The following is a 23,375-nucleotide window of genomic DNA, read 5'->3' as shown; positions in this document are numbered from 1 at the left end:
AATCCCTCCCATGATCGATTAACCACGAGATTGCCGCGATTCGTCGGGCACAGTTCCCCCGTACCTATAGAAGGGTCTCTCCATGAAGATCGCTCGTAGGCTCGCTCTCGGTGCCGCCATGGTCGCCGTCCCGGGATTGGCGTTTGCCGGTCAGGCCTCTGCGGCCACCACCATTCCGTTCCAATTCAATATCTCGCCGTTCGGAAACCCGAACGGGAGTTTCGACGCGGCGGCCGCGCACTGCGTCGCCGTTGTCGATGAGCAGCCGGGCGTGGCGCTGATCACGGGCGCGGACCAAGGCAATTGGGGCTGCAGCATTTCCGCGAATATCCAGTGGATCAACCTCTCCACCGGTGCGACCGGGGCCGCTCAGATGTCGAATGGTCTGAATGGAATCCCGGCCGCGGCAACGCTGTACACCGGTTCCGGTCAGGTCGCGCTCATCATGACCCCGGCGGGCAGCAGCATCAGCACCCCCGGCCTCGCGTCCTTCTTCGTGCCCTAGAGCTCTCGGGCGATCCTCAGCCGAAGTCGGCGGTCGAATCCGCGCCGCGATAGTCGAGCAGGCGCAGGTCGGGCGGGACCAGGGTGGTGCTTTCCATGAGTACGCGGATCAGGTTGTGGTTCAGCATGTTTCCGACCGGTTCGCCCACCTCTTCGCGGGTCAGGCCGGGCACTCCGCCGGCCGAGAGGCGGGTCCGGACGCGTTCGACCAGGTGCTCCACGCGTTTGGGCGTCCACCCGGCGCCGGGCTGGCGGTCATCGAGGTGAATCGCGGCCTGCCGCCAGGCCATCGGCTGCGGGTAGGCCTCCTGCAAGAGATAGCGCTGGGCGAGCACGACCAGGGCCAGCCGCTCGGCCGGGGCCAGCTGCCAGGTCCGGGGCGGTGCGGTGGGGTCGGCGGGATGGACGGGCCTGCGAGGTTCCTCCGCGCCGGTGACATACAGCTCCAGCAGATGTTCGCGGCGGCCGGATCCGGGGACGAACAGCGGGGTGTATCCGGCGTCGAGCGGGATCGGCTCCTCCTCGGTGAACAGTGTCCGCGAGCCGGGCAATCGCATGGGCAGGCGCCCGGTGTTGGCTACCCACCAGCGGTTCAGGTGATGGGTCAATAGGCCCTGGCAGCGGCTGACCTTGCGATCGTCGCCGCCGACGCACACATCGACCTCGGGGCGATTGCGCCCGAACCGGATTCGCCGTCCCTCCTCGGGGTCCGCGCTGACGCCGCCGGTCACCGCGAGCGCGTAGATGGTGCCGGTCGCGGATTCGGGCACCCCGAAGGCCAGGCTGTCGTGACTCTCCGACAGCCGCCGCAATCCACTCATCCCGACCTCCGTCGTCGACGTCGGAATCCAAGGTAGGCACCGGGTTCGGGACCGGTCCCCGGCCGTGCTGCCACGCTGTGTCGCATGCGGGGTACATCAAGAATAGGCAGGTTGGGTCTCGTATTCTCGATTGCCGCAGTGTCTTTGGGGATGACGGTGGTGGTCGCGTGCGGGGATACCGTCAGTGGGACGGCCTTGCCGAATCTGGTGGTCGCGACGTCGCTTTCCCAGGAGCATGCTTCCTCGTCCGCCGCGGCGACTTCTGTGGCGCGCATGCGGGCGACGCGCGCGGCGTGCATGGCGCTGAGCGCCTATGACGATGCGGCGGTGACGGCATACAACGCGATGGTCGACGCCTTGAACGCGGGCAGCGGCTGGTCCGGAGCCAATGTCGACACCACCGCCGCGGCGGCGGTCACAGCGATCCGGAATGTCGCGGATCGAATCAGCACCGCCCTCGCCCAAGACGCGGATCAAATGATCGCCAACCTGCTACGCGACGTCGCGACCAAGTACCGAGCCGAAGTCGACCTCATCATCGCGCACGGCACGGCCGACACCATGAACGCGGCAAAGGATGCGGCGGCAACGGCACGGGATACGGCGATGGACGCGTGTGACAAGTATTGAGAGCGAACCGGTTTCGCGCGGACCGATCAACGTCATGGCGGCGGCATCGCGGCCGCCACCGAGGTGGCCAGGCTGGTCGCGAGCTGGCAGCGCCGCTCGGGGGCCTGCGGGCCCTGAACCACCACCTGAACGACCTCGACCTTGCGGGTCGAATCGGAGCTGACGTACTCGCGATGCACGATGCCGACCCGGCAGGTGTCCTCGGTGGCATCGAGTTGCAGGTATCCGGTGTGCCCGGGCAGCGTGATGGGCTGCCCGTCGCCCGCGGTCATCGGGTCGCGGCGATCGAAGCCGATACGCAGATAGCCGGGCGCGGTGGTGCTGCGCCAGCGGCATTCCCAATTGCCGAAACCAATTTCGGGTTCCTTGGCATTCACGCCCGGATACTGCGACAGGCCTTCGGGATTCAGGAGATTGCAGGCGTCGGCGTGGAACAGCGAGGCCGTCGGGCGCAGGGCGGATCGGCGCGGCAGGGTGCCACGCGCCGCCACATCGACCGCACCGGCCGCGGCGGCGTCCGCGATCGCGCACAGGTCGAATTGGCCGTCGCGGAACTTCTTGGCTTCCACGCCGATCTGAAATCGATCGGGTAGCAGCACGATTCGGAAGCATCGATCCGCATGCGCGGCGGCACGCAGGAGTCCGAAGGGGCCGGTCTGTTCGATGGAACCGGTCGGGGTCTCCGGCGTCGGATTCTCCAGGCTGAAGGCGATATTCACCACGCCGCCGCCCGGATGCAGCAGGATGTCGCAGCGGTTGAAATCGCCTGCCTCCGGGTCCTGCCGGGAGGAGCCGTCGAATTGGGCGACGGTCTGCGGATCGGCGAGCGCGCAGGGGTCGGCTGAGTGGACGTCGCCGATTACCGAAAGGTGTTGTGGGACATCCGATGTGCGGGTGGGGGTGAATGGGCGGGCGTTCGTGATCCAGACGAGAAGTGTCAGTAGGAGAATCAGGGCCGCGGTGGCTGTCGCCCAGCGAGTGCGGCCGGAAAGCCTTGCCCAGCGAGTATTGCCGGAAGTCTTCGGGTGGCGAGAGGCGGTCGTGGGAAGAGTGGCCAGGTCTTCGAGCCGCTCGCGGACCTGACCTGCGGTGGGACGCTTGGATGGGCTGGTGCGGAGCATGTCGGTCAGCAGTGGGGTGAGCGGCCCGGCCCGGCGGGGTGTGTCGATATCGCCGTCCATGGTCCGGCGCAGGATCGAGGCCGGGTGACCGGAATCGCCGAACGGTGGCTTCCCCTCGACAGTCGCGAAAAGTGTTGCCCCCAGGGAGAACACGTCCGAGCTGGCGGTGGGCTCGCCCTGTTCGGCAGCCATTTCGGGGGCCATATAGCCGAGCGTGCCCGCGAATGAGCCCGTGCCGGTGAGGGTTTCGTCGGCATAGACCGTGCGCGAGATCCCGAAGTCGCCGAGTTTGGCTCGATCATTGTCGGTGACGAGCACATTGCTCGGCTTGATATCGCGGTGTACGACCCCGGCGGCGTGCACCGCCTCCAAGGCCCCGGCCACTTGTGCGCCGAGGTGGGCGGCGCGTTCGGGCGGCAGTGCGCCGAGGTCGCGCAGGCTGTGCCCCGGCACGTATTCCATGACCAGCCACCATTCGCCGTCCTCGGGAACGACGTCGAAGACCGTGACGATGTTTGGGTGGTTGAGCTGGGCGAGCATGCGGGCTTCTCGTTTCAGCGCCGCGATCCGCCCGGTCCCGCCCTCGCCCTCCTCGGACAGTGCGTGTTTGAGGGCGACCGTCCGCCGCAATCGCTCATCGACGGCCCGCCACACCGCCCCGTGCGCGCCGGATCCGACCCGCTGCCGCAGCCGATACCGCCCGGCCACCAGTTGATCGACGCGCATCTATCCCCTCCGATCGACGCGAGTTCGACAATAGAGACATTTCACCTCCATGTGTCGCGCATCGCTCCGACCCGGGGTAGCTGAACATTTCCCCGTAGGATCGGCTCGGCAATCCTGACCGTCGCTAATCAGGTATGGAATACCTTGGTGTGCAATGCATTACCTCACTTCGGAGAGCCTTTCATTGCTGGCGGCCGCCGCCGGTAACAGATACCGTTCGCGGAATGAGCCATGAATTAGCACCGCCGACTCCGGACCTGACGTCGGCCGCCATGGCCCCGCATCCGTCCGAGCCGCATAACGGCGGGCTGTCCGGCCGCCTCAACTGGTTGCGCGCCGCCGTCCTCGGCGCCAACGACGGCATCGTCTCCGTGGCGGGCATCGTCGTAGGCGTCGCCGCCGCCACCGCCGAACGCGGCCCCATCCTCACCGCGGGCATAGCCGGATTGACCGCGGGCGCGGTCTCCATGGCCATGGGTGAATACGTCTCGGTCAGCACCCAACGCGACAGCGAATACGCCCTCCTGGCAAAGGAACGCCGCGAACTGGCCGAACAACCCGACGAAGAATTCGCCGAACTGACCGCCATCTACCGAGCCAAAGGCCTATCCCCCGCCACCGCTCTCGCGGTAGCCGAAGAACTCACCGCCCACGACGCCTTCACCGCCCACGTGGAAGCCGAACTGGGCATAGACCCCGACGACCTCACCAACCCCTGGCAAGCAGCCATCTCCTCCGCCATCTCCTTCACCCTGGGAGCCCTCCTCCCCCTCCTGGCGATTCTCATTGCCTCCCAACCCGTCCGAGTCCCCGTCACGGTCGTCGCCGTCCTGGTCGCCCTGGCCATCACCGGTGCCGCGGGCGCCTGGCTCGGCGGGGCAGCTCCCACCCGAGCGGCCCTGCGCGTAGTGATCGGTGGCGCACTAGCCATGACCGTCACCTTCGCGGTCGGCCACCTGGTCGGCACCGCCCTCTGATCCCCCTGCGGCCCAGCTCGGTTCGTTGATCGAACGCCAATCCAATTGTGATTCGCGGCATCCCGTCGACCGTACGATCGCTCGACGGAGGAAGTATGGCGAAAAAAGCTGTGGCCCTGCTCGCGCGCATCGCGGAGTTGCTGGTAGGGATCATCGCCTACGTGACAGTGATCCTCGGCATCACCGGCGTCCTCGCCATGATCGTGGGGATCGCCAAATTGTCCTCGGACAAGGACGCCTCGACCGGAGCGTTCAAGGCCGGAGGCGTGGCATTGGGTGTAGCCGTGCTCGGCCTCGTCCTGATCGTGTCCATCAGCTCCCGACTCCCTGAACGCCCCCCGAAACCGGCACCGGCACCATCGCGGAAACCGCAGGCGCCGGGCTTTTTGGTCGGCGTCCCGATGCACAGCACCGTGGAGTTGGCCTTGCGCGCGGCCGCTGCGCAAACCATCCCCGAGCCGCTCAACACCCAGCGACTCCTTGTCACGCTGATGCGAGCCGACTCCTCCGGCCAGTGGTACCGACTATGGCTGCACGCGGGCGGAATCAAAGCCATCACCGGCAAATTCGTCCTCGACCCCACCAACTACACCGCCGCCACCTGGGACGGCGTCCCCCTGACCTTCGCCTGCGCCCGAGCCCTCGACATCAGCGCCCGCCTCTCCCACCGCTACGACATCTGGCCCCTCACCGTAGGCATGGTCACCATAGGCCTCATAGCCGACCAATCCTCCGGCGCAGCCCAAGCCCTCACCGACAACCTCGACCGCGAAACCCTCCTGGAAATCCTCCAAACAGACGTCCTAGGAGTCCGCCTAACCAACCTCGACGACACCCTGACAACAATCCTGTCCGAGATGTCCGGCCCAGCCTGGAATCAATAAGCGTCCAGAGTTCAGCGCACCGGACCAATCGTGGTGGCCAACGCACAAAGCAAGATCCGGTACGAGCGTGATACGACGAAGGCCCCGGCTTGGGAGCCGGGGCCTTCGTTTCAAGGTGGGTGTTACGCGGGCAGGCCCGCTTGGATGGCCTCGATTATGCGGGGGCGCATTTCGGCGGTGCTGATGATGGCGTCTACCGAGCCGACTTCGACTGCGCGTTGGATGTTGTGTACGCGGTCGAATTCGGAGGCTACGTCGCCGAGCTTCTCGGTGCGGACCGAGGAGCGGATGTCTTCGAGTTCGGCTGTGAGGGCTACGCGGTCGGCGCCGGTGGCGTTGGCTGCGCGGGACTCGAGGTCGCGGACTCGGGGGTCGGCGGCGGTGCGGGTGCTGACCTCGTTGGAGAAGACGACGGCCGCGGCGGGGGCGCCGCCGAGGACCGACGCGAAGGAGCCTTCGAGGGCGAGCACGGTCATGTTCGGGTTCAGGGCCTTCGAGAAGACTACGAAGGCTCCGCCGTGGTAGCGCGAGATCACGCAGAACACGATGGGGCCCTGGAAGTTCACGATGGCACGGCCGATCTCGGCGCCGTACTCGAGCTGGAGCTCGCGCAGGGACTCCGGGGAGCCGTCGAAGCCGGACAGGTTCGCCAGCACCACCAGGGGGCGGTTGCCGCTGGCGGCGTTGATGGCCCGGGCGGCCTTCTTCGACGACCGCGGGAACAGGGTGCCCGCGGTGTAGGTGTCGGGGCCGTCGGTGGACGGGAACCCGCGGCGCGGCACGCTGCGGGATTCGATGCCCAGCAGACAGACCGGGATGCCGCCGAGGCGCGCGTCCTGAACCACTGCGGTTTCCGCGTCGGCCATGCCCGCCCAACGTTCCAGGACCGGGTGGTCCTGATCCGAGAGCGCCCGCATGACGGTGCGAATATCGAAGGGCTTCTTGCGATCCGGATTACCGGCGGCGGAGAAGATCTCGCCGACGGTCTGGAAATCGCTGTCCGCCATGGCATGCGGGAAACCGGACACGTCACGATCGACGGGGTCGCTCGTTTCGGACCGGCGCGGCGTCTGCTCACCCGGGGCCACATAGGTGTGGTCATAGTGCGACATCAGCACATTCCGGGCGGCGAGCAGGTTCGGCGCCCAGTACTGCGCCTGACCGTTCGGGCCCATCACGCGGTCGTGGCCGCCGATACCGAAGTTGTCCTCGGCCGACACACCACCGGAGAAGTCCAGGGCCTGCTTACCGGTGAGCACCATGGCGGAGTCCGGCGTCATGACCAGAATGCCCTTGGTGTGCATGAGCATGGTGGCCTCGGCGTTCCAATACGGCTGCGCGCCGACATTGATGCCCGCGACGACAATATTGATCTCGCCACCGTCCTGGGTGAATTCGACGATCCGCTTGAGCGCGGCCGCCACCCAGTCCATGTTCTCGGTGCCCGATTCCATCGAGATCCGCGCACCCGAGGACAGCGCGTACCACTCCAGCGGCACCTGCATGCGCTCCGCGAGATCCAGTGCGGCGATCACCCGTCGGCATTCCGGCTCCGACAGTGCGCCAAGGGATTTCGTCGGATCGCCGAGCAACACCACGCGGGTGATGCCATCGGGATGCTGCGCGGTCGGCGTCTTGACCACACCCGCGACGATCGCCGCCGAATTGCGTCCCTTCGGCCGATCCACGCGCACCAGCGCATGCTCGGCGTCGAGGTCGTACTCCGTGAACTGGCCGAGCTGATCGGTCAATTCGTAGGGGTACACCGTGTTCCGGCTCCCGGCGCGCAACACCTTCTGCCGGTACGCGTCGATCGGCTCGACCGACTCGTCGGTGCGCTCCCCGATGGTCACCCGCGTGCCGCCGGTGATATCGAAGGCGACCTGCACGGCGACCTTCTTCAGATCACCGGTCACCGGGTCGCGATGCCGCGCGATGAGCAGGATCTCCTCCAGCCCGGCGCCCGCGGTCGTCGGCTGCACACGATCGACGATCGACTGCAACTCCGCGCGCGTGATATCGGCGGGCGGCCACACATACATGATGATTCGATTGGTGTGGAAGCGTTTCGCCGAAGGCCGCAGCGCCTGCGCCCGCCGGATCGAGTCCAGGCAGGTGGCGATCGTGCTCTCCACCGTCGGCAGCGCGAGCAACCGGCCGTCATGCTCACGCAGCGCGGCCAAGTCCCGCACCTGCGCGAACGCAATGAGCCGATCGTCGGAGGGGTTCTCCTTCGCGACGCAGCGGAACAGGTAGATCTCCTCGTCGTCCGAGGACGACAGGCGGGTGAGATCGAACTTGCGCAGCCGCGTCATCTGCATGCGCTGCGCGATGTACGGGTGCAGGCCGCGGATCAGGCGTTCCTCGGCCATACCGGTCGCGGACGGCCGGAAGGTGAAGTGGTGGTGCATGACCGCGCCGCCACTGCCCGCGACCGTCGCGGTGATCCGGTGCACCTGATTCGGCAGCGGGTGCACATCGAGCACCTCCTGCAAAGCCGCAGCCATGGCATCGAAGTCCTCGGGCTGCCGCTCCCAGCTGAGGTAGATATCCGCCTCGATGGACACCGTGCCGCTCGCCAGATCGGCGAGACCCTTGAGCGCGGTGCTGAGCGCATCGAAACTCACCGCGGCCGAAACCAGGCTGGTGCCTTTACGTTCGGCGATCACGAAGGTGCAGCCCGCGGCTTCGCGGGTGTGCACGCCGGTGAGGCCCTTGTTGCCGTAATACCGGCGGGTCAGCACCTCGAGCATGGCGGTGTTGTCCGCGCTGCCGCGCACCAGCCGCTGACCGAGCAGCCGCACCAGCGGTTCGGTGCTGCGCACCATGTCGGAGATGCGTTCGACGCGATCGGGCGTCTCCGGATGCGCATCGAGGTAGGTCAGCTGCTTGCGGACATTGGTGTACACGCGAGCCCGATTGCGCCGCAACAGCGGAAGGCCGTACCAGGCGTACACCACGCCGCGGGTGAGGTCGGCGACCGCGGGGAAACGCACCTGCGTCGCCGCGACGAGACGCTCCAGCATCAGGCCGACGGGTTCGCGCAACGCACGCTCCGGCACCGGCTCACGCAGCCACTCCCGCAGCAGCGTCGTAATGATCGCGACGGTGTCGGCCGGACGCTGCTGGGCCAGGAAGATGCGGAATACCGCGGCCTCGAGGTCGGGCGTGCGATCCAATTCGGTGACGCCGTAATGCCCGAGCGCCTTGGTGAGCCGCTCCTGATACGACACCGGCAGCCCGGCGCGCTCGACATCGAGGCTCTGCAAATAGGTGTGGAAGTACTCGCGGGCACTGTGCACATGCCCGTGGCCGCCGTCCTCTTCCCAGGAACGGTTGTGGCTGAGTTCGGCGAGATCGGCGAACACCTCCAGCAGTCCGAGTTCCTCGGCGAGGGGACGACGATTGTCGGCGAAGGCGCTCTCGCGCGCGGCCAGGTAGTCATCGACCACACGGCGATCATCGTGCGGATCGACATCGAATCCGAGCAGCAGGCTGCGCAGATCCTGCTGACCGCGAGCCACCCGCACATGCGGTTGCACCGGCACGGTCTCGGCGGGCAGATCCAGCGTGATCGCACCGACCGCCGCGGTATCGGCGGGCTCGTCGTCATCGGCGAGGGGTTCCAGCCGCATGAGCGGTGCACCGGTCTCGACCTGGGTGCCGACCGAAACGGAGCATTCCTTCAAGCGAGCCCGGAACGGCGCGCGCAGCACCGTTTCCATCTTCATGGACTCCAGCACCAGCACGGGCGCGCCCGCCTCGACCTCGTCGCCGACCTGCAATGGCGTGGCGACGACCAGCGCGGGCGCGGGCGAACGGACCACGCCGCCCTCGTCGCGGCTGATGCGATGGGTGACACCGTCCACGTCGACCATGTGGATCGGGCCGTGCGTGCCGGTGATCAGGCGGTAGCGGGTGCCATTGACCACGATCTGCCCGGCGTGCCGATCGAAACGCTGCAGATCGACATCGGCGGTGCGAATATCGCCGCCCGCCTCGACACCGACCCGGAAGCGATGCGCGCCGATGCGGGCCACGCGCACGCGGTAGCCGACGCCGCGCAGCTTGAGGTCGCGCGGACGTCCGCTCTCGTGCTGCACCTGCGGGCGGCCACCGGATGCGGTGGACAGCAAGCGGTTTCGCTCGATCCGCTCTTCCTCCTCGTACGCATCGATGGCGGCGGCCGCCAGCGCGATGGTCGAGTGGCTGTGCGAGATGAGCCGGCCCTCGGTGCGCACGCGATCGATCCAGCCGGTGTCGGCGCTGGCGTCGAGCACCTCGGGCTGGATGAGCAGGTCGAGGACGAAGCTCTTATTGGTCGCGCCGCCCTCGATGACGACCCGGGTCTCCAACAGGGCGCGGCGCAGGCGGCCCAGGGCCTCCTCGCGGTCGCGGCCGTAGGCGATGATCTTGGCGATCATGGAGTCGAAGTCGGCGGGGATGGTGTCACCCTCGCTGACGCCGGTGTCCACGCGAATGCCCGGGCCCGCAGGCAGATCCAGGCGCGCGATGCGGCCGGGGGCGGGCGCGAAGTCCCGGTCCGGATCCTCGGCATTGAGCCGGGCCTCGATGGCGTGCCCGCGTTCGGCCGGGGGCTCGCCCTCGAGCTTGATTCCGGAGGCCACCTGCAACTGCGCCCGGACGAGGTCGAAACCGGTGGTGGACTCGGTGATCGGATGCTCGACCTGCAGGCGGGTATTCACCTCGAGGAACGCGAACAGCTTGTCACCTGGGTGGTAGAGGAATTCGACAGTCGCCGCACCGCAGTAACCGACGGCGATCGCCAGCCGCTCGGCCGACGCCTTGAGATCGGCGGCCTGCTCGGGGCTGAGCACCGGAGACGCCGACTCCTCGATGACCTTCTGATTGCGCCGCTGCACCGAGCAGTCACGCACGCCCAGCGCCCACGCGGTGCCCTGGCCGTCCGCGATCACCTGGACCTCGACGTGCCGCGCACCGGTCACCAGGCGTTCGAGGAACACCACGCCGCTGCCGAACGCGCGCGCGGCTTCCTGCCGGGTGCGCTCATAGGCATCGACCAGCTCGGCCTCATCGGTGACCATGCGGATGCCGCGCCCGCCGCCACCGGCGGTGGCCTTGAGCATCAGCGGATACCCGATCTCGGCCGCCGACGCGATGGCGTCCTCGACGGTGTCTACCCCACCGCGACTCCAGGGCGCGACCGGCACACCGACCTCTTCGGCGATCAGCTTGGCGCCGATCTTGTCGCCGAGCTTGCGCATGGCCTCGGGGCTCGGACCGATGAAGGTCACCCCGATCTGTGCGCATAGTTCCGCGAAGGCGGGGTCTTCGGCGACGAATCCCCAACCGACCCAAGCGGAATCGGCCTCGGTCGCGACCAGGGCGGCCTCGAGGACCTTCAGGTCCAGGTAGGGGCGCGCGGAGGCGGGACCGAGGTCATAGGCGATGTCGGCCTCGCGCACGAAGGTCGCGTTCCGATCGACATCGGTGTACAGGGCGACAGTTTCGATCTGCTGACCGGTTTCGGCTGCCAGGTCTCGGGCAGCGTGGATGAGCCGCATAGCGGCCTCTCCCCGGTTCACGATGGCGATGCGTTTGAACACTCGCCGGCTCCTTTCCACAGCATTCGGCCCGGTCGGGCGAGAACTTCCGACTCCCGATTCCGCGTAAGTGTGCACCGCGGACCCCCGAATGTGCACCGCGAGCGTGGGTTACCGACCCGTATGTTGAGAGTCTTCTGTGGATATCGCGGTATTTCGCCAGGTCATTAATCGGATGGCGGTAGCTTGCGAAAGCTTCGATACACTCGCCGTCGACCAGCCCCGAACGCTCAGCTCCAGTGTGGGAGGTGATTCGTGCCCGACATTCTCGATGTACTGCAGGCGCGTTGCGCCGAGATAGCCGGGGAGGCGATCCTCTCCGGAGACGAGCATCCGAACCTGGCCTTGAGCACCCGCGAGGTGCAGGACCTGCTCGAGCACATCACCGACCTCCGCCGCCGGTACGGCGATCTGGATCTGGCCTACCGTGACCTCGAGGATCGTCACTTGGCGCTGCGGGATGCGGCTGTCGAAACCTCGACTTCACTGGAACGCATTCGTACCGCGCTGGAGCAGCGCACCGCGCATCCGGAGGCCAATACCCGGCAGGCGGCCACCATCGCCCGTTTCGCCGCTGGCAACCTCACCGCCGCGAATCTGAATGCCGAAGGTTTCGAGAACTGACACGCAACATGGAGGCCCCCGGCTATCAGCCGGGGGCCTCCATGTTTGCCGGGATCAGTACTCCCCTACCAGTCCTGGACGACGATCAGGCCGCCATCGCCGGGAGCCACGAACAGGTCGACATGGCCGCCGGGCTGGGTGGTGGTCTCGCCGATGATGTCGCGCAGCGAGGCGTACTTCCACGCGTCATTGGCGGCGAGCTGGGAGCCGGGCGCGAGGGCCACCGAGGTCGCGTCGTAGGGGATCACCTTGTCGGCGAGGGCCAGTACCGGGCCATTGGCCAGCGCCGCGGTCTCACCGGGCGAGAGCTGAACGCCGACCGCACCGGGTGCGGTGAGGGGGGTGGCGGCACTGGCGAATCCATCCCCCAGCAAAGCGGTGGCGACTACGCCGGTGGCGACTGCGGTGAGGGTGAGGGCAATGGTGCGAGTGCGCATGAGAACTCCTCCGGGTGAAAGGTCAGCGTGTGGATCCGACTTGCGGTTGAGCGATGCGGTCGGCGTGCAATGTCAGTAGGTTGGCACGCTGGTCATTCGCCCAGGAATGGAAAGCGACGGCCGCCACACCGTCCGGCCGGTGGTGGTGCAGGCTACATTTCTCCCTTGTCTCAGGTGAAAAATATTGCGGTAGCTGAAAATTCGCTGATGAAGTGAAGTGGATCGCGTCGCGCGAGGCCCTCGGGCTGTCCGGATTGTTACCTTTGGCGAGACCCCGGTCACAGGCAAATCCGCTGTTCGAGCGGCTCGTACGATGGCGATATGCGACCGGTCGAGGTGGTTCCCGGGGCGGTGTGTGACATCGCGGTCCCGGCACTGGCGAGCCGGATGGCGGGGGTCCATATGGCGGGGTTTCAGGGCCGGGCGACGAGCCCGATCGACTTCCGGGTCATTCCATATCCAGCATTGACGGTGTTCCTCACCGTTGGCGACATAACGCTGGTCGACGGCTCCGGAGCACGGGAGGGCGGTGGGGTCGTGGTCGGTCTCGCCTCCGGCGGCGTCCGGGGATGCGGGCGTGGCCAGGTCGACTGCCTGCAACTGCGGTTGTCGCCGGTGGTCGCGCATGCGGTGCTGGGCGTCGGTCCCGAGCTGGGCGGGACCGTGGTTGCCCTGGAACAGCTTTGGGGGCGCGACGCGCTGCGGATCCGGGAGCAGCTGTATGCGGCCGGATCGTGGGAGGACCGGTTCGCGATCGCGAAGGCCGCGCTGACCCGGCGCTCGGAGGCGGGGCACACGGTTGCTCCGGAGGTCGCGTACTGCTGGGAGCGGATGGTGCGGAATCGGGGGCGGGTTCGGGTCGAAGGGCTGGCGGCCGAGATCGGGTGGAGCCGGAAGCGACTGTGGTCGCGGTTCCGCTCCCAGGTCGGCCTCACTCCCAAACAGGCCGCGAATCTGGTTCGTTTCGATCATGCGGTGCACCGCCTCGCCGCAGGTCATGCCGCCGCTCGGGTGGCCGCGGACACCGGTTACGCCGATCAGCCGCACCTGCATCGGGATGTCATGGCCTTTACCGGGCTGACGACCACCGCCGCGGCGGTCGCGCCCTGGCTGGCGGTCGACGATGTCGCCTGGGCGGGCCGGGAGCACATCTCCGCGAGGTAAACGGCACCGGCGCAACGACATTCGCCCGCCGGGAACATTTATTCAAGACGTTGTGCTCGCACGGCTGCAATGCTGCCTCTCAGGACCGCGAGGACGAGGTGGCCGTCAGACCGCCCGACGGTGCGACAGGAGATGGTCCGATGACAAAGCAGATGTCCGGTGAGACGAATACCGGTGACCGGTTCGTCCGGCTCGACGATGGCGACATGCATATAAGGGAGGACGGCAAGAAGGATGCGCCTGCCGTACTGCTGATCCACGGAGCGGCTGGAGGGCTGGCCATCTGGGACCCGGTGGTCCCGCTGCTGGCCGATGCCTTCCGCGTCATCCGAGCCGACCTGCTCGGGCACGGGCGATCGACGACCCCTGCCGGTGGATTCGACATTGCCACGCAGGCCCGGCGGGTCGGTGCGGCGTTGGACCGGCTCGGCGTCGGTCGGTTGATGGTGGTCGGGCATTCCACCGGGTGTGCCGTGGCCACCGCCCTTGCCGAGCAAAGGCCCGGCACGGTGACTGCCCTGGCACTCATCGATATGGGACCTACCCCGGAATCCAAGATCCCGCAGCGCCTGCTCGAGCGTCTCTTGCTGACGCGCTTTCCCGGGCGGGTGCTTTGGCGGCTGTATCGGCTCCAATCCGCCGATGGCATCCGAAAAGCCTTGCGCGCCGCCTGCGTTCGCCCGGCCGAGTTTCCCGATGCCGTGGTCGAAGGCGTGGTCAGGACGACGCATCGCTCCTTCACGGGCACCATGCGCGCGCCCCTTGACTACATTGCCCAGCGCAGCCTGACCGACCGCCTCGCTGCACTGGACCTGCCCGTGCTGGTGGTCTTCGGCGCCGATGACCCGCGCTGGCGGCCCTCCTCGGCCGCGGCCTACCGGACCGTGCCTCGCACCCGCGTCGAGATGCTGCCGGGTGTGGGACACATCCCGATGATGGAAGACCCGCAAGCCACGGGCACTCTGCTGCTGGACTTCGCCGGGAGATGAATACGGTCCCAGGCCACCCAGGCCACCCTGGGTGGTGATCTCTTCCACCTTGGGCGGCGGAGCTCACTCCACGGGGACCTGCTGTCGACGGCGTGTGCGGCGAATAGTTGGAGCAATCCCGCACACGAACAGGAACCCCGATGTCGATCGCAAGCACCATCGCCGCCGCGGCGCACCGTCGTGTCACGGTCCGGACCGAAGATGGTGTGACACTTGCGATTCAGCAGTACGGTCCTCGCCATGCCGAGGTGACGGTTGTGTTGTTGCACGGCCACTGTGGCCGGAGTGAATCCTGGACTCACGTGCGTGACGACTTGCGGCGGCGGTATCCGAGCGCTCGGATCGTTTGTTATGACCACCGGGGTCACGGGGACTCCGCCGCGGCGGCTCGGCGGACCTATAACCTCGAGCAGCTCGGGCATGACCTTCGCGAGGTGCTCGACGCGGTCGCTCCGACCGGCCCCGTGATTCTGATCGGGCATTCGATGGGCGGCATGAGCGTGCTGACCTACATCAGCCAGCATCCGCATGAGATCGGTACGCGTATCGCGGGTGTCGGGCTCATCGCGACGGCCGCGGGCAGCCTCACCGACGCCGGGTTCGGCCGTCTGCTGCGTCACCCGGTCATCTCCCTGTTCCAGGCGGCCGTTCATTTCGCTCCCGGATTCATGCATCACGCGAAACTTATGGCGGGCAAGGCTTTCGCGCCGATCGTGCGGAACGCCGAGCGTGGCAGTCGTAAGGTCGGCCCGCGCGTGCTGGCCCTCGCGAACGCGATCCACAACAAGACGCCGATCGTGACGATGGCCGCCTTCCTCGATGCCTTCGAGACGTATGACCGCACCGACGCACTCGCGATGCTGTCGCAGATCCCCACGCTGATGCTGTGCGGTTCCGCGGATCTGATGACTCCCCCGTCGCACACCATCGCGATGGCGGCGGCCGTCGATTACTCGGATCTGGTGCTGATCGAGGGTGCCGGGCACGCGGTGATCCTCGAGCAGCCGGGCCGGGTCGCGGAAGCCCTCACACGCCTGATCGTTCGGGCGAGCGAACCTGCTCGTGCGCGACTTGCTCTCGTTGCCTAGTTACCAAGTTGCCTAGTAAAACATCACTCCGGCAATAGATTCTGGCTCCATTGCCAAGTTGTCAGATCAATGGCGTTGCCAGAATGGTTGTCTCCCGGCGGGTTCCGCGCGGAAGAAGATTCGAGCCGTGGCTCAGGTGCGCCGATGGCCTTGGGGCACAACGGGTTGCGCGCGTCGGCGGATGTCGAACGTGTGACAGTAAATTAACGACATTTCGGATATTGTTCGCGAAACTCAGCGTAGCCTGTCGTGAATACTCACTGAGGTTCCCCGCTTTGAGAGCCTCGGCAGGCACGTATTAACGCCGACCCCGTGTGGGGCGGCGGGGCTGAGACGCAATGGCGGACAATATGATCGACGATTCGGCAGCGGCTTCGACACCACCCGGCGAGGCGGCGATCCACTCCCCCGCACTGGCTCTGAACGGCGGAGATCCCGTACGGCGGGCGCCCTGGCCGACCTACGACCGGGGCGCTGTCTGTGTGCATGTCGAGGATGAAGAGGCGGCGCTGCGCGCCATTCGCAGTCATCTCTACTTCCGATACGACTACCGTGCGTCGCAGGAGACCGAGTGCGCGCAATTCGAGGCGGAGCTGTGTACCTATTTCGGGTCCAGGCACGCGCTTGCCACCTCCAGTGGCACCACCGCTCTGGCACTCGCGATCATGGCCGCCGGGGTTGAACCGGGGAGTCTGATCGCTTGTCCCGGTTTCACTTTCGCCGCCACACCCAGTGCGATCGTGCTTGCCGGATGCACGCCGTTCCTGGTCGATGTCGACGAGAATCTGCACCTCGACGTGGCTGACCTGCGCAGCCGGTGGACACCGCGGGTCAGGGCGATCGTGGTGGTGCACATGCGCGGCTTCGCCGGGGATATGGGCGCGCTGCTGCGATTCGCCGAGGAGCAGGGCGTGCCGGTGTTCGAGGATGCGGTGCCCGCGCTCGGCGCGGAACTCGACGGGCGCAAACTCGGCACCTTCGGGCTGGCCGGGGCGTTCAGCACGCAGTCGGACAAGTCGCTCAATAGCGGTGAGGGTGGCTTCCTGATCACCGATGACAGTGCCCTGTTCGCCCGTGCGACAGTGCTTTCCGGCGCGTATGAGGGGCGCTTGCGGCGGCACTTTCCCGACGGCGAGCCGCCGCTGGACACCGATCTGGATTTGCCGCTGTTCAGCTTCCGCATGGACGAGATTCGCGCCGCGCTGCTGCGGAGCGAACTGGAGCGGCTACCCATTCGGCTGGCTGCGTTCCGCACCAACTACGACTATGTCGCCGCGGCGCTGGCCGACCTCGACGCCATCAGGATTCGGCGTCCCGTCGCACCCGGCGCCTACCTCGGCGAGGCCTTCATCTTCCAGGTCGCGCATGGCCGTGCGCCGTGGTTCACGCAGGCGCTGCGTCACGAGGGCATCGAGGCGCGCAATATCGGCTCGGATTCCGATCGCAATATCCGGGCCTTCTGGAACTGGCGATTCATGTTCCGTGGCATCGAAACCGACGCCATCAAGCAGCTCTTGCCGAATGCGACCCGCCATCTGCAAGAGGCTGTGGACATTCCGCTGTCCTCCACTCTGACGCGGGCGGATTGCGATGATCTGATCGCCGCGGTGCGGAAGGTCGCGGCCGGTCTCACCGGCGTGGAGACCGGCGCGGATTCCTCCTGGGCCGCACAACGATGACGGCTTCCTCCGAAACGGGCGTGCTCCCGCGGCTCACGCTCACCGCGGTATTCGGCGGATTGTTCTGCGGATATCTGGGGCTGTCCGCGGCCATTCCGGTACTGCCGGACCATGTTCGTGACGAGTTCGGTGCGGGCGATCTCGTGGTCGGGCTCGCGGTCACCGCCACCGCGCTGACCGCCCTGCTCACCCGGCCGGTGTTCGGCGGGCTGGCCGACCGGCACGGGTATCGGCAGGTCATGCGGTTCGGTGCGCTTGCCATCGCGGCCGGGGGGTTGCTCTATTTCCTGCCGCTCGGACTAGCCGGTTTGATCATGGTGCGCTTGCTGGTCGGTGTCGGCGAGGCCGCGCTGTTCGTGGCGGGCGCGGCGTGGACCGTCACGCTCGCGCCGCATAATCGGCGCGGGCAGTTGATCGGGTTGTATGGGGTGGCCATGTGGGGTGGCATCTCGCTGGGGACCGCGCTCGGTGCGGCGCTACGACACTTCGGGATCGGCGCGGTCTGGACACTATGTGCCGCAGCGCCTTTGGTGGGATTCGTATTGATCAGCTCCGTCGCGCCGGAGTCTCGACCGGCGGGCTCCGGTGGGGGGCGTGGGCTCATGCTGCGACCGGCCGCGCTGCCCGGCCTGGCACTCGCGCTCGCCGCCGCGGGCTATGTCGGGCTGGCCGCGTTCATCATCCGTGATCTGCAAGTGCGCGGAATCGGTTCCGGTGCAGTGGTATTGAGTGTATTCAGTGCGGTCTATGCGGGTACGCGGCTGGTCATCGGGCGGCTGCCGGATCAGCTCGGACCGCGACGCGTCGGCACCGTGTCCGGTCTCGGCGAGGCGGCCGGGCTGCTGATCATCGCGTGGTCGCCGAACCTGCCGGTGGCGCTGCTCGGCGTCGTCGTCATGGGAGTCGGGTTCTCGCTGCTGCATCCTTCGCTGGCGCTGATGGTCATGAACAGCACCGAAAGCTCGAAACAGGGTGCGGCACTGGGGGCTTACACCTCGTTCTGGGATCTGGGCCTGTTCGTGTGGGGTCCGGCGACGGGGGCAATCGCGTCCGGATTGGGTTATCCCGCCGTGTATCTCGTCGGCGCGGGGTGCGCGCTCGTCGCCGCGGTCATGGCGTACACGATTCGGCAATCGGTCACCACCAGCTGAGCAGGAGTCGGCAGATGAGCACACCACCGGTCAAGGTCCTGTCCATCACCGGATGGTGCCGCAATGGCAGCACCATCCTCGGCAATATTCTCAATGAGATTCCCGGCGTATTCCACGTCGGAGAACTGCATTTTCTCTGGAAGAACGCGGCGGGCCGCGGGGTGAACGAGCAGTGCGGGTGCGGGCACAAGCTCGTCGATTGCCCGGTCTGGTCGACGATTCTGCCGGTCGGCAGGCCTTCCGGAGCCACGCTGGAAGCCCACGCCGACACCGTCATCCGGAATCAGCTCGGCAGTGCCCGGACTCGGCACACGTGGCAGGTGCTCGCCCGTGGTCTGCACAATGCGCAGCTGCGCGAGCACGCCGGGTTGCTGAGTCAGGTCTATCAGGCCGTCGCCGAGCGCAGTGGTGCGCGTGTGATCGTCGATTCCTCGAAGATGCCCGGGGAAGCCGCGTTGCTGCCACACCTCGAAGGCGTCACTCCGTATTACCTGCATCTGGTTCGTGATCCGCGGGCGGTTGCTCAATCCTGGAGTAAGCCAAAGGATTACGTGTACGCCATGTCGGCGGGGAAAAGCACCGGATACTGGAGCGGCTTCAATCTCGCGTCGCATGCGATCAATCGGCGATACCCGCGGCAGTCGCTGTTTCTGCGCTATGAGGACTTCATCGCCGACCCGGAGGGGACGGTCGACACCGTGCTGCGGCTGTGCGAGATCGATACGGCCGCCAACCCGATGATCGATCGAACGATCGACCTGCATTCCAATCACACGGTCACCGGGAATCCCGACCGCTTCCGTACCGGGGCCACGCTCATCCGCCCGACCGACGATTCCTGGCGCACCGGACTGCCGGAGTCCGCTCAGCGCACGACGACGGCGCTGTCGTGGCCGCTCATGCTGCGGTATGGGTATTCGATCCGCAATGGAAGGGTTTGAGCGGCAATGGATCTGGGGCTGACGAACAAGGTCGCTTTGGTCGCGGGTGGGTCGAGCGGCATCGGGCTGGCGATCGCTCGCGAACTGGCCGCCGAGGGCGCGCACGTTGCGATCGGGGCGCGTGACCCGGGACGGCTCGAGGCGGCCGAACGCACCGTCAAGGCGGTGGCGCGCGCTCGGGTCCACACCACTTGCGTGGATATCACTGACGCCGCAGCGGTCCGGCGGTGGGTCGACGAGGTCGCCGCGGAGTTCGGTGGCCTGCACATTGTCGTCGTCAGCGGTGGTACACCGCCGCCCGGGACCGCGGCGACCTTCGAGTCGTCGGCCTACCGCAAGGCCGTGGAGGTGGTGCTGATGCCCGCCGTCGAGCTCGCCCTGGCGGCATTGCCGCATTTGCGTGAAGCTCGGTGGGGCCGAGTGCTTTTCGTGGCCTCGGAAACCGCGGCGGTTCCGATCAGTGGTCTGGCGCTGTCCGGGGTGACCAGGGCGGCGATCGTGCGGTTCGCTCAGTCGCTCGCCGCGGAGGTCGGTCGTGATGGGGTGACCGTCAATGTGCTCGCACCGGCCGCGACTCGCACGCCATTGCTGGAGCGAGTCCTGGGATCCACGGGCCGCGACGTCGAAGCCGAACTGGCGGCCGTCGGCGGCAAGACAGCGGTGGGGCGCATTGCGCAACCCGGGGAAATCGCCGCTCTGGCAGCGTTTTTGGCCGGTGACCGTGCCGCCTACATCACCGGCACGGTCCAACTCATCGACGGGGGCGCGAGCGTGCTCGGCGCTTCCTCCGCGTACTACGCCGATTCCCAGGAGGGGAAATGTTGAAGACAGACCACGTGAAATCGACCCTGGCGCAGGTCGTCGCGGACCGCAAGCAGGAGTTGTCGCCGGGCCGGATGTTCGTGGAGGCATGCGTGCGGGACGGGCTCGACGCGGCCGTCGAATACGACGTGACCATCACCGATTCGCTGACCAGTTCGCGGCGCAAGCCCCGCAATCCCGCCCGGAACATGCTGCGGGCCGTCGACCTTTCCCGCGATCCGCGTGAGTTCTACTGGCACGAGAGCGCTCCCGCGCCAGGAGACGCGCCGATCGCCGGGGCCGAGGTGCGACGTGAAATGGCCAGCCGATTCCACAAATCGCCGATTCCGGAATTGCTCACCACCACCGCGTGGGTGCAGGTGCCCCCGGACCTGTGGAAGGACCCCGAAACCTTCGAGACCTTCATCAACTACCGCTTGATCGTCCGGCTCTGCACCGCCGAGAACGTCACGATCATCAGCGGCGAAGGCGGGCTGCTGAACATTCCCGGGATCGAACGGATGACCTCACCGGGACCCTACGCTTCGGCAATCCTGCGCGCCTGCAATGAGATCGAGCAGATGGGCGGCACCGCGGACGGCATGATCATCAACCCGAGCGACTACTACCTCGCCATGGGGAACGGGCGGCTGATGGAGGACCTGGAACAGAACGGCGTCTTCATCGTCCGCACCCGCCTGGTCGACCCGGGGCAGGCCATCGTGGGCGATTTCGGGCATGGCGCACAGCTTTTCGATGCCGGGCGTTCGGTGATCCGCTTTGCCGAGCCGCCCGCGGGCACCTTCAGCGAGCCCGGTCTGGCGCTGTGTGCGGAGATCTATGAACGGGTCGTGGTCAATCTGCCGACGAACTTCTTCGTGGTCAGCGTGTAGGCGGCGGTGGTGACACCTGATCAGGGGACTCCTGTGCGTGAGGACCCGGATGTCGTGGTCATCGGCGGTGGAGTCGTCGGACTGTTCTGTGCCTACCAATTGCGCCGCAGCGGGGCCACGGTCACGGTGCTCGAGCGCGGGGCGCTCGGCGGACCGCAATCGTGTTCCTCGGGGAACACGGGATTCGTCGGCACTCACGGGGCCGCGCCCTTGGCCGAACCCGGCATGCTCGCCCTCGCCGTCCCCGGGGCGACGGAGCCGGACGCGCCCTGGTACATCGAGCCGTCGACGGATCCCGGACGGCGGCGCTGGCTGGAGCATTTCCAGCGCGCCTGCACGGCCGAGGCTGCCGCGGCTGGATTCCGGACGCTGATCGAGATGAAGAAGCGCAGCCTGGAGATTCTGCGAGACCTGTGCGCCTCGGAAAGCCTTGCCGCCAGCCTCGAATCACCGGGCATTGTGCTGGCGTTCAAAACGATGGAGGGTTTCGACGATGCGCGGCGAGCCGTCGCGCGCACGGTTGCGGGCGGCGTGCCGCTGCGCGTGCTGCGATCGAGCGACCTCGACGAGCTCGAGCCGAAGACCAAGTTCGATATCCACGGCGCGCTGTACAACCCGGAGGGCGCTTACCTTCACGTCCCCGAGTTCATTCGCGAATTCGGGCGGGTCCTGCGGGATTCGGGCGTGGAGATCCACGAACACACCGCGGTGACCGGATTCGAGATTCGTGAGCGAAAGATTGTGCGGCTCAGTACGACTCGCGGAGATCTGCGTCCCGGCAAGGTAGTCATCGCCGCGGGCGCATGGTCGGCGGAGTGTGCCCGCATGGCAGGTATCGACCTGCTGCTCCAGCCGATCAAGGGCCACAGCGTCACGGTGCCCATGCCGCCGGGCGCACCCAGTCGACCGGTTCTGCTGAGCGAAGCGCGCGTCGCGATGGTCCCGCTCGGCGACCGGCTGCGCATCGGCGGGCAACTCGAGCTGGCCGGAATGAACACGTCCGTCTCCGAACGCCGAATCCAGGCCCTGCTGCGCACCGTCCGCGACTACCTTCCCGACTTGGAGCAACCACCAATCCTGGAGTCGTGGAGCGGATTACGGCCGTGCACCCCCGACAGCCTGCCGCTGATCGGCCCTGCCGGTGACCTCCGTAACCTCCTGATCGCCGCCGGACACGGCCACATCGGCCTGGGACTCGCGGCCGCGACCGGCGAGCTCGTCACCGACCTCCTCACCGGCGAGCATCCCCTCACCGACCCGATCCCATTGCGGCCGAACCGTTTCGGCGCATCCTCCTGAAACGGTGCCCTCATGACAGACCGGCCAGACCCCAGCATCGGTGTCCTATGTCTCGACACCGCCTACCCCAAAATCCCCGGCCACATCCGCAATCCAGCCACCTTCGACTTCCCCATCGTCTACCAGGTGGTCCACGGCGCAACCCCCCGCCGCCTGATCACCGAAGCCGACCCAACCCTCCTCGCCCCCTTCATCGACGCCGCCCGAAAACTCGAATCCGAAGGCGTCGCAGCAATAACCTCCGCCTGCGGCTTCCTGGTCCTCTTCCAACAACAACTGGCCAACGCAGTCCACATCCCCCTCTACAGCTCGAGCCTCATCCAACTCCCGATGGTCCACCGCATGCTCGCCCCTGACCGCAAGGTGGGCCTACTCGTCGCCGCCGAAAACTCCCTCACCCCCCGCCACCTACAAGCAATCGGCGCCGAATCAGTGCCCACCTGCATCGCCGGAATGTCCACCCACCCAGAATTCCGCGACGTAATCCTCGACGGCCGCCGCCCCGACCTGAACCCCGACCGCCTCGGCCAAGAGGTCCTCGCCGAAGTCGACCGCCTGGCCGCCAACAACCCCGACATGGGCGCCCTAGTCATCGAATGCACCGACCTGGTCCCCTACGCCCACACAATCCAATCCCACCTCGGCATCCCAGTCTTCGATATCGTCACCCTCACCGACATGGTCCACCACACCCTGTCCCGCACCCCCTTCCACGGAAGCCCATGAATCTCGGGAGGAACCCAATGCTCGCAGCCTTCTCGATCACCCCCATCGGCTCCGGCGAAGACGTAGGCCAACAGGTAGCCGAAGCCATCCGAATCATCCGAGAAAGCGGCCTCCCCAACCGCACCGCCGCCAGCTTCACCGAAATAGAAGGCGAATGGGACGAAGTCTTCGCCGTAATCAAAAGGGCTACCGACGCCGTAATGACGGTCTCCAGCCGCTGCAGCATCATGATCAAAGCCGACATCCGCCCCGGCCACACCAACACCCTGAACACCAAGGTCGAAACCGTAGAGCGCTACCTCGCCCAACCGTAGCGCTGCGAATTGGCAGAATTC

The 23,375-nt window shown here is 66.8% G+C and carries 20 protein-coding genes; 16 read left to right on the top strand and 4 right to left on the bottom strand.

What is annotated here, in order from left to right:
- The first annotated feature begins 82 nt into the window (after window positions 1-82).
- Window positions 83-505: a hypothetical protein gene (locus AB0N05_RS33475; protein ID WP_364701402.1), complete on the top strand. Its 423-nt coding sequence runs from the start codon at window positions 83-85 to the stop codon at window positions 503-505.
- 16 nt (window positions 506-521) lie between these two features.
- Here AB0N05_RS33475 and AB0N05_RS33470 read toward each other — a convergent pair whose 3' ends face one another.
- Window positions 522-1,325: a hypothetical protein gene (locus tag AB0N05_RS33470; protein WP_364701400.1), complete on the bottom strand. Its 804-nt coding sequence runs from the start codon at window positions 1,323-1,325 to the stop codon at window positions 522-524.
- 150 nt (window positions 1,326-1,475) lie between these two features.
- On the opposite strand from AB0N05_RS33470, the gene AB0N05_RS33465 reads away from it, so the two are divergent.
- Window positions 1,476-1,955 carry a hypothetical protein gene (locus AB0N05_RS33465; protein ID WP_364701398.1) on the top strand — a complete coding sequence of 160 codons (480 nt, stop codon included), beginning with the start codon at window positions 1,476-1,478 and terminating at the stop codon, window positions 1,953-1,955.
- A 32-nt stretch (window positions 1,956-1,987) separates the two neighbouring features.
- Here the strand turns inward: AB0N05_RS33465 and AB0N05_RS33460 are convergent, their stop codons facing one another.
- Complete coding sequence (locus AB0N05_RS33460) at window positions 1,988-3,802, bottom strand: serine/threonine-protein kinase (RefSeq protein ID WP_364701396.1); 1,815 nt, start codon at window positions 3,800-3,802, stop codon at window positions 1,988-1,990.
- A 272-nt stretch (window positions 3,803-4,074) separates the two neighbouring features.
- Between AB0N05_RS33460 and AB0N05_RS33455 the strand changes: the two genes are divergently transcribed.
- Both AB0N05_RS33455 and AB0N05_RS33450 read left to right on the top strand, forming a co-directional pair.
- Window positions 4,075-4,779 carry a VIT family protein gene (locus AB0N05_RS33455; RefSeq protein WP_364701686.1) on the top strand — a complete coding sequence of 235 codons (705 nt, stop codon included), beginning with the start codon at window positions 4,075-4,077 and terminating at the stop codon, window positions 4,777-4,779.
- Window positions 4,780-4,874: 95 nt separating this feature from the next.
- Entirely contained in the window at window positions 4,875-5,663 is a 789-nt protein-coding gene (locus AB0N05_RS33450; protein ID WP_364701394.1) for a hypothetical protein, read from the top strand.
- Between the two features lie 122 nt (window positions 5,664-5,785).
- On the opposite strand, the gene AB0N05_RS33445 is transcribed toward AB0N05_RS33450, so the two are convergent.
- A complete protein-coding gene (locus tag AB0N05_RS33445; protein WP_364701392.1) occupies window positions 5,786-11,251 on the bottom strand; it encodes a carboxyl transferase domain-containing protein in 5,466 nt (1,821 codons plus the stop codon).
- A 252-nt stretch (window positions 11,252-11,503) separates the two neighbouring features.
- On the opposite strand from AB0N05_RS33445, the gene AB0N05_RS33440 reads away from it, so the two are divergent.
- Complete coding sequence (locus tag AB0N05_RS33440; RefSeq protein WP_364701390.1) at window positions 11,504-11,872, top strand: hypothetical protein; 369 nt, start codon at window positions 11,504-11,506, stop codon at window positions 11,870-11,872.
- A 65-nt stretch (window positions 11,873-11,937) separates the two neighbouring features.
- On the opposite strand, the gene AB0N05_RS33435 is transcribed toward AB0N05_RS33440, so the two are convergent.
- On the bottom strand, window positions 11,938-12,309 hold the full coding sequence (locus tag AB0N05_RS33435) for a hypothetical protein (protein WP_364701388.1): 372 nt from the start codon (window positions 12,307-12,309) through the stop codon (window positions 11,938-11,940).
- Window positions 12,310-12,630: 321 nt separating this feature from the next.
- Here AB0N05_RS33435 and AB0N05_RS33430 point away from each other — a divergent pair, with 321 nt between their 5' ends.
- The 11 genes from AB0N05_RS33430 to AB0N05_RS33380 all read left to right on the top strand — a co-directional run bounded on the left by AB0N05_RS33430 (window position 12,631) and on the right by AB0N05_RS33380 (window position 23,354).
- Complete coding sequence (locus AB0N05_RS33430) at window positions 12,631-13,473, top strand: helix-turn-helix domain-containing protein (RefSeq protein WP_364701386.1); 843 nt, start codon at window positions 12,631-12,633, stop codon at window positions 13,471-13,473.
- A 140-nt stretch (window positions 13,474-13,613) separates the two neighbouring features.
- On the top strand, window positions 13,614-14,462 hold the full coding sequence (locus tag AB0N05_RS33425; RefSeq protein WP_364701384.1) for an alpha/beta fold hydrolase: 849 nt from the start codon (window positions 13,614-13,616) through the stop codon (window positions 14,460-14,462).
- A 140-nt stretch (window positions 14,463-14,602) separates the two neighbouring features.
- Entirely contained in the window at window positions 14,603-15,550 is a 948-nt protein-coding gene (locus tag AB0N05_RS33420; RefSeq protein ID WP_364701382.1) for an alpha/beta hydrolase, read from the top strand.
- 338 nt (window positions 15,551-15,888) lie between these two features.
- Entirely contained in the window at window positions 15,889-17,229 is a 1,341-nt protein-coding gene (locus tag AB0N05_RS33415) for an aminotransferase class I/II-fold pyridoxal phosphate-dependent enzyme (RefSeq protein ID WP_364701380.1), read from the top strand.
- Window positions 17,226-18,380 (top strand): MFS transporter, encoded by a 1,155-nt coding sequence (locus tag AB0N05_RS33410; RefSeq protein ID WP_364701378.1) that lies wholly within the window; start codon window positions 17,226-17,228, stop codon window positions 18,378-18,380. Before AB0N05_RS33415 ends, AB0N05_RS33410 begins: the two co-directional genes overlap by 4 nt.
- Before the next feature lie 14 nt (window positions 18,381-18,394).
- Window positions 18,395-19,321 carry a sulfotransferase gene (locus tag AB0N05_RS33405; RefSeq protein ID WP_364701376.1) on the top strand — a complete coding sequence of 309 codons (927 nt, stop codon included), beginning with the start codon at window positions 18,395-18,397 and terminating at the stop codon, window positions 19,319-19,321.
- Between the two features lie 6 nt (window positions 19,322-19,327).
- The gene (locus tag AB0N05_RS33400; protein ID WP_364701374.1) at window positions 19,328-20,146 is read left to right on the top strand and encodes an SDR family oxidoreductase; all 819 of its coding nucleotides are present in this window, start codon (window positions 19,328-19,330) and stop codon (window positions 20,144-20,146) included.
- On the top strand, window positions 20,140-21,015 hold the full coding sequence (locus tag AB0N05_RS33395) for a family 3 encapsulin nanocompartment shell protein (RefSeq protein ID WP_364701372.1): 876 nt from the start codon (window positions 20,140-20,142) through the stop codon (window positions 21,013-21,015). Before AB0N05_RS33400 ends, AB0N05_RS33395 begins: the two co-directional genes overlap by 7 nt.
- A gap of 33 nt (window positions 21,016-21,048) precedes the next feature.
- Window positions 21,049-22,314 carry an FAD-dependent oxidoreductase gene (locus tag AB0N05_RS33390; RefSeq protein ID WP_364701370.1) on the top strand — a complete coding sequence of 422 codons (1,266 nt, stop codon included), beginning with the start codon at window positions 21,049-21,051 and terminating at the stop codon, window positions 22,312-22,314.
- A 12-nt stretch (window positions 22,315-22,326) separates the two neighbouring features.
- Window positions 22,327-23,040, top strand: coding sequence for an aspartate/glutamate racemase family protein (locus AB0N05_RS33385; protein WP_364701368.1), 714 nt, complete (start codon window positions 22,327-22,329; stop codon window positions 23,038-23,040).
- A 17-nt stretch (window positions 23,041-23,057) separates the two neighbouring features.
- Entirely contained in the window at window positions 23,058-23,354 is a 297-nt protein-coding gene (locus AB0N05_RS33380) for an MTH1187 family thiamine-binding protein (RefSeq protein ID WP_364701366.1), read from the top strand.
- The last annotated feature ends 21 nt before the right edge of the window (window positions 23,355-23,375 follow it).

The sequence above is a fragment of the Nocardia sp. NPDC051030 genome, from assembly GCF_040683015.1.
Lineage (GTDB): Bacteria > Actinomycetota > Actinomycetes > Mycobacteriales > Mycobacteriaceae > Nocardia.
This window is presented reverse-complemented; position numbering and strand designations above follow the sequence as displayed.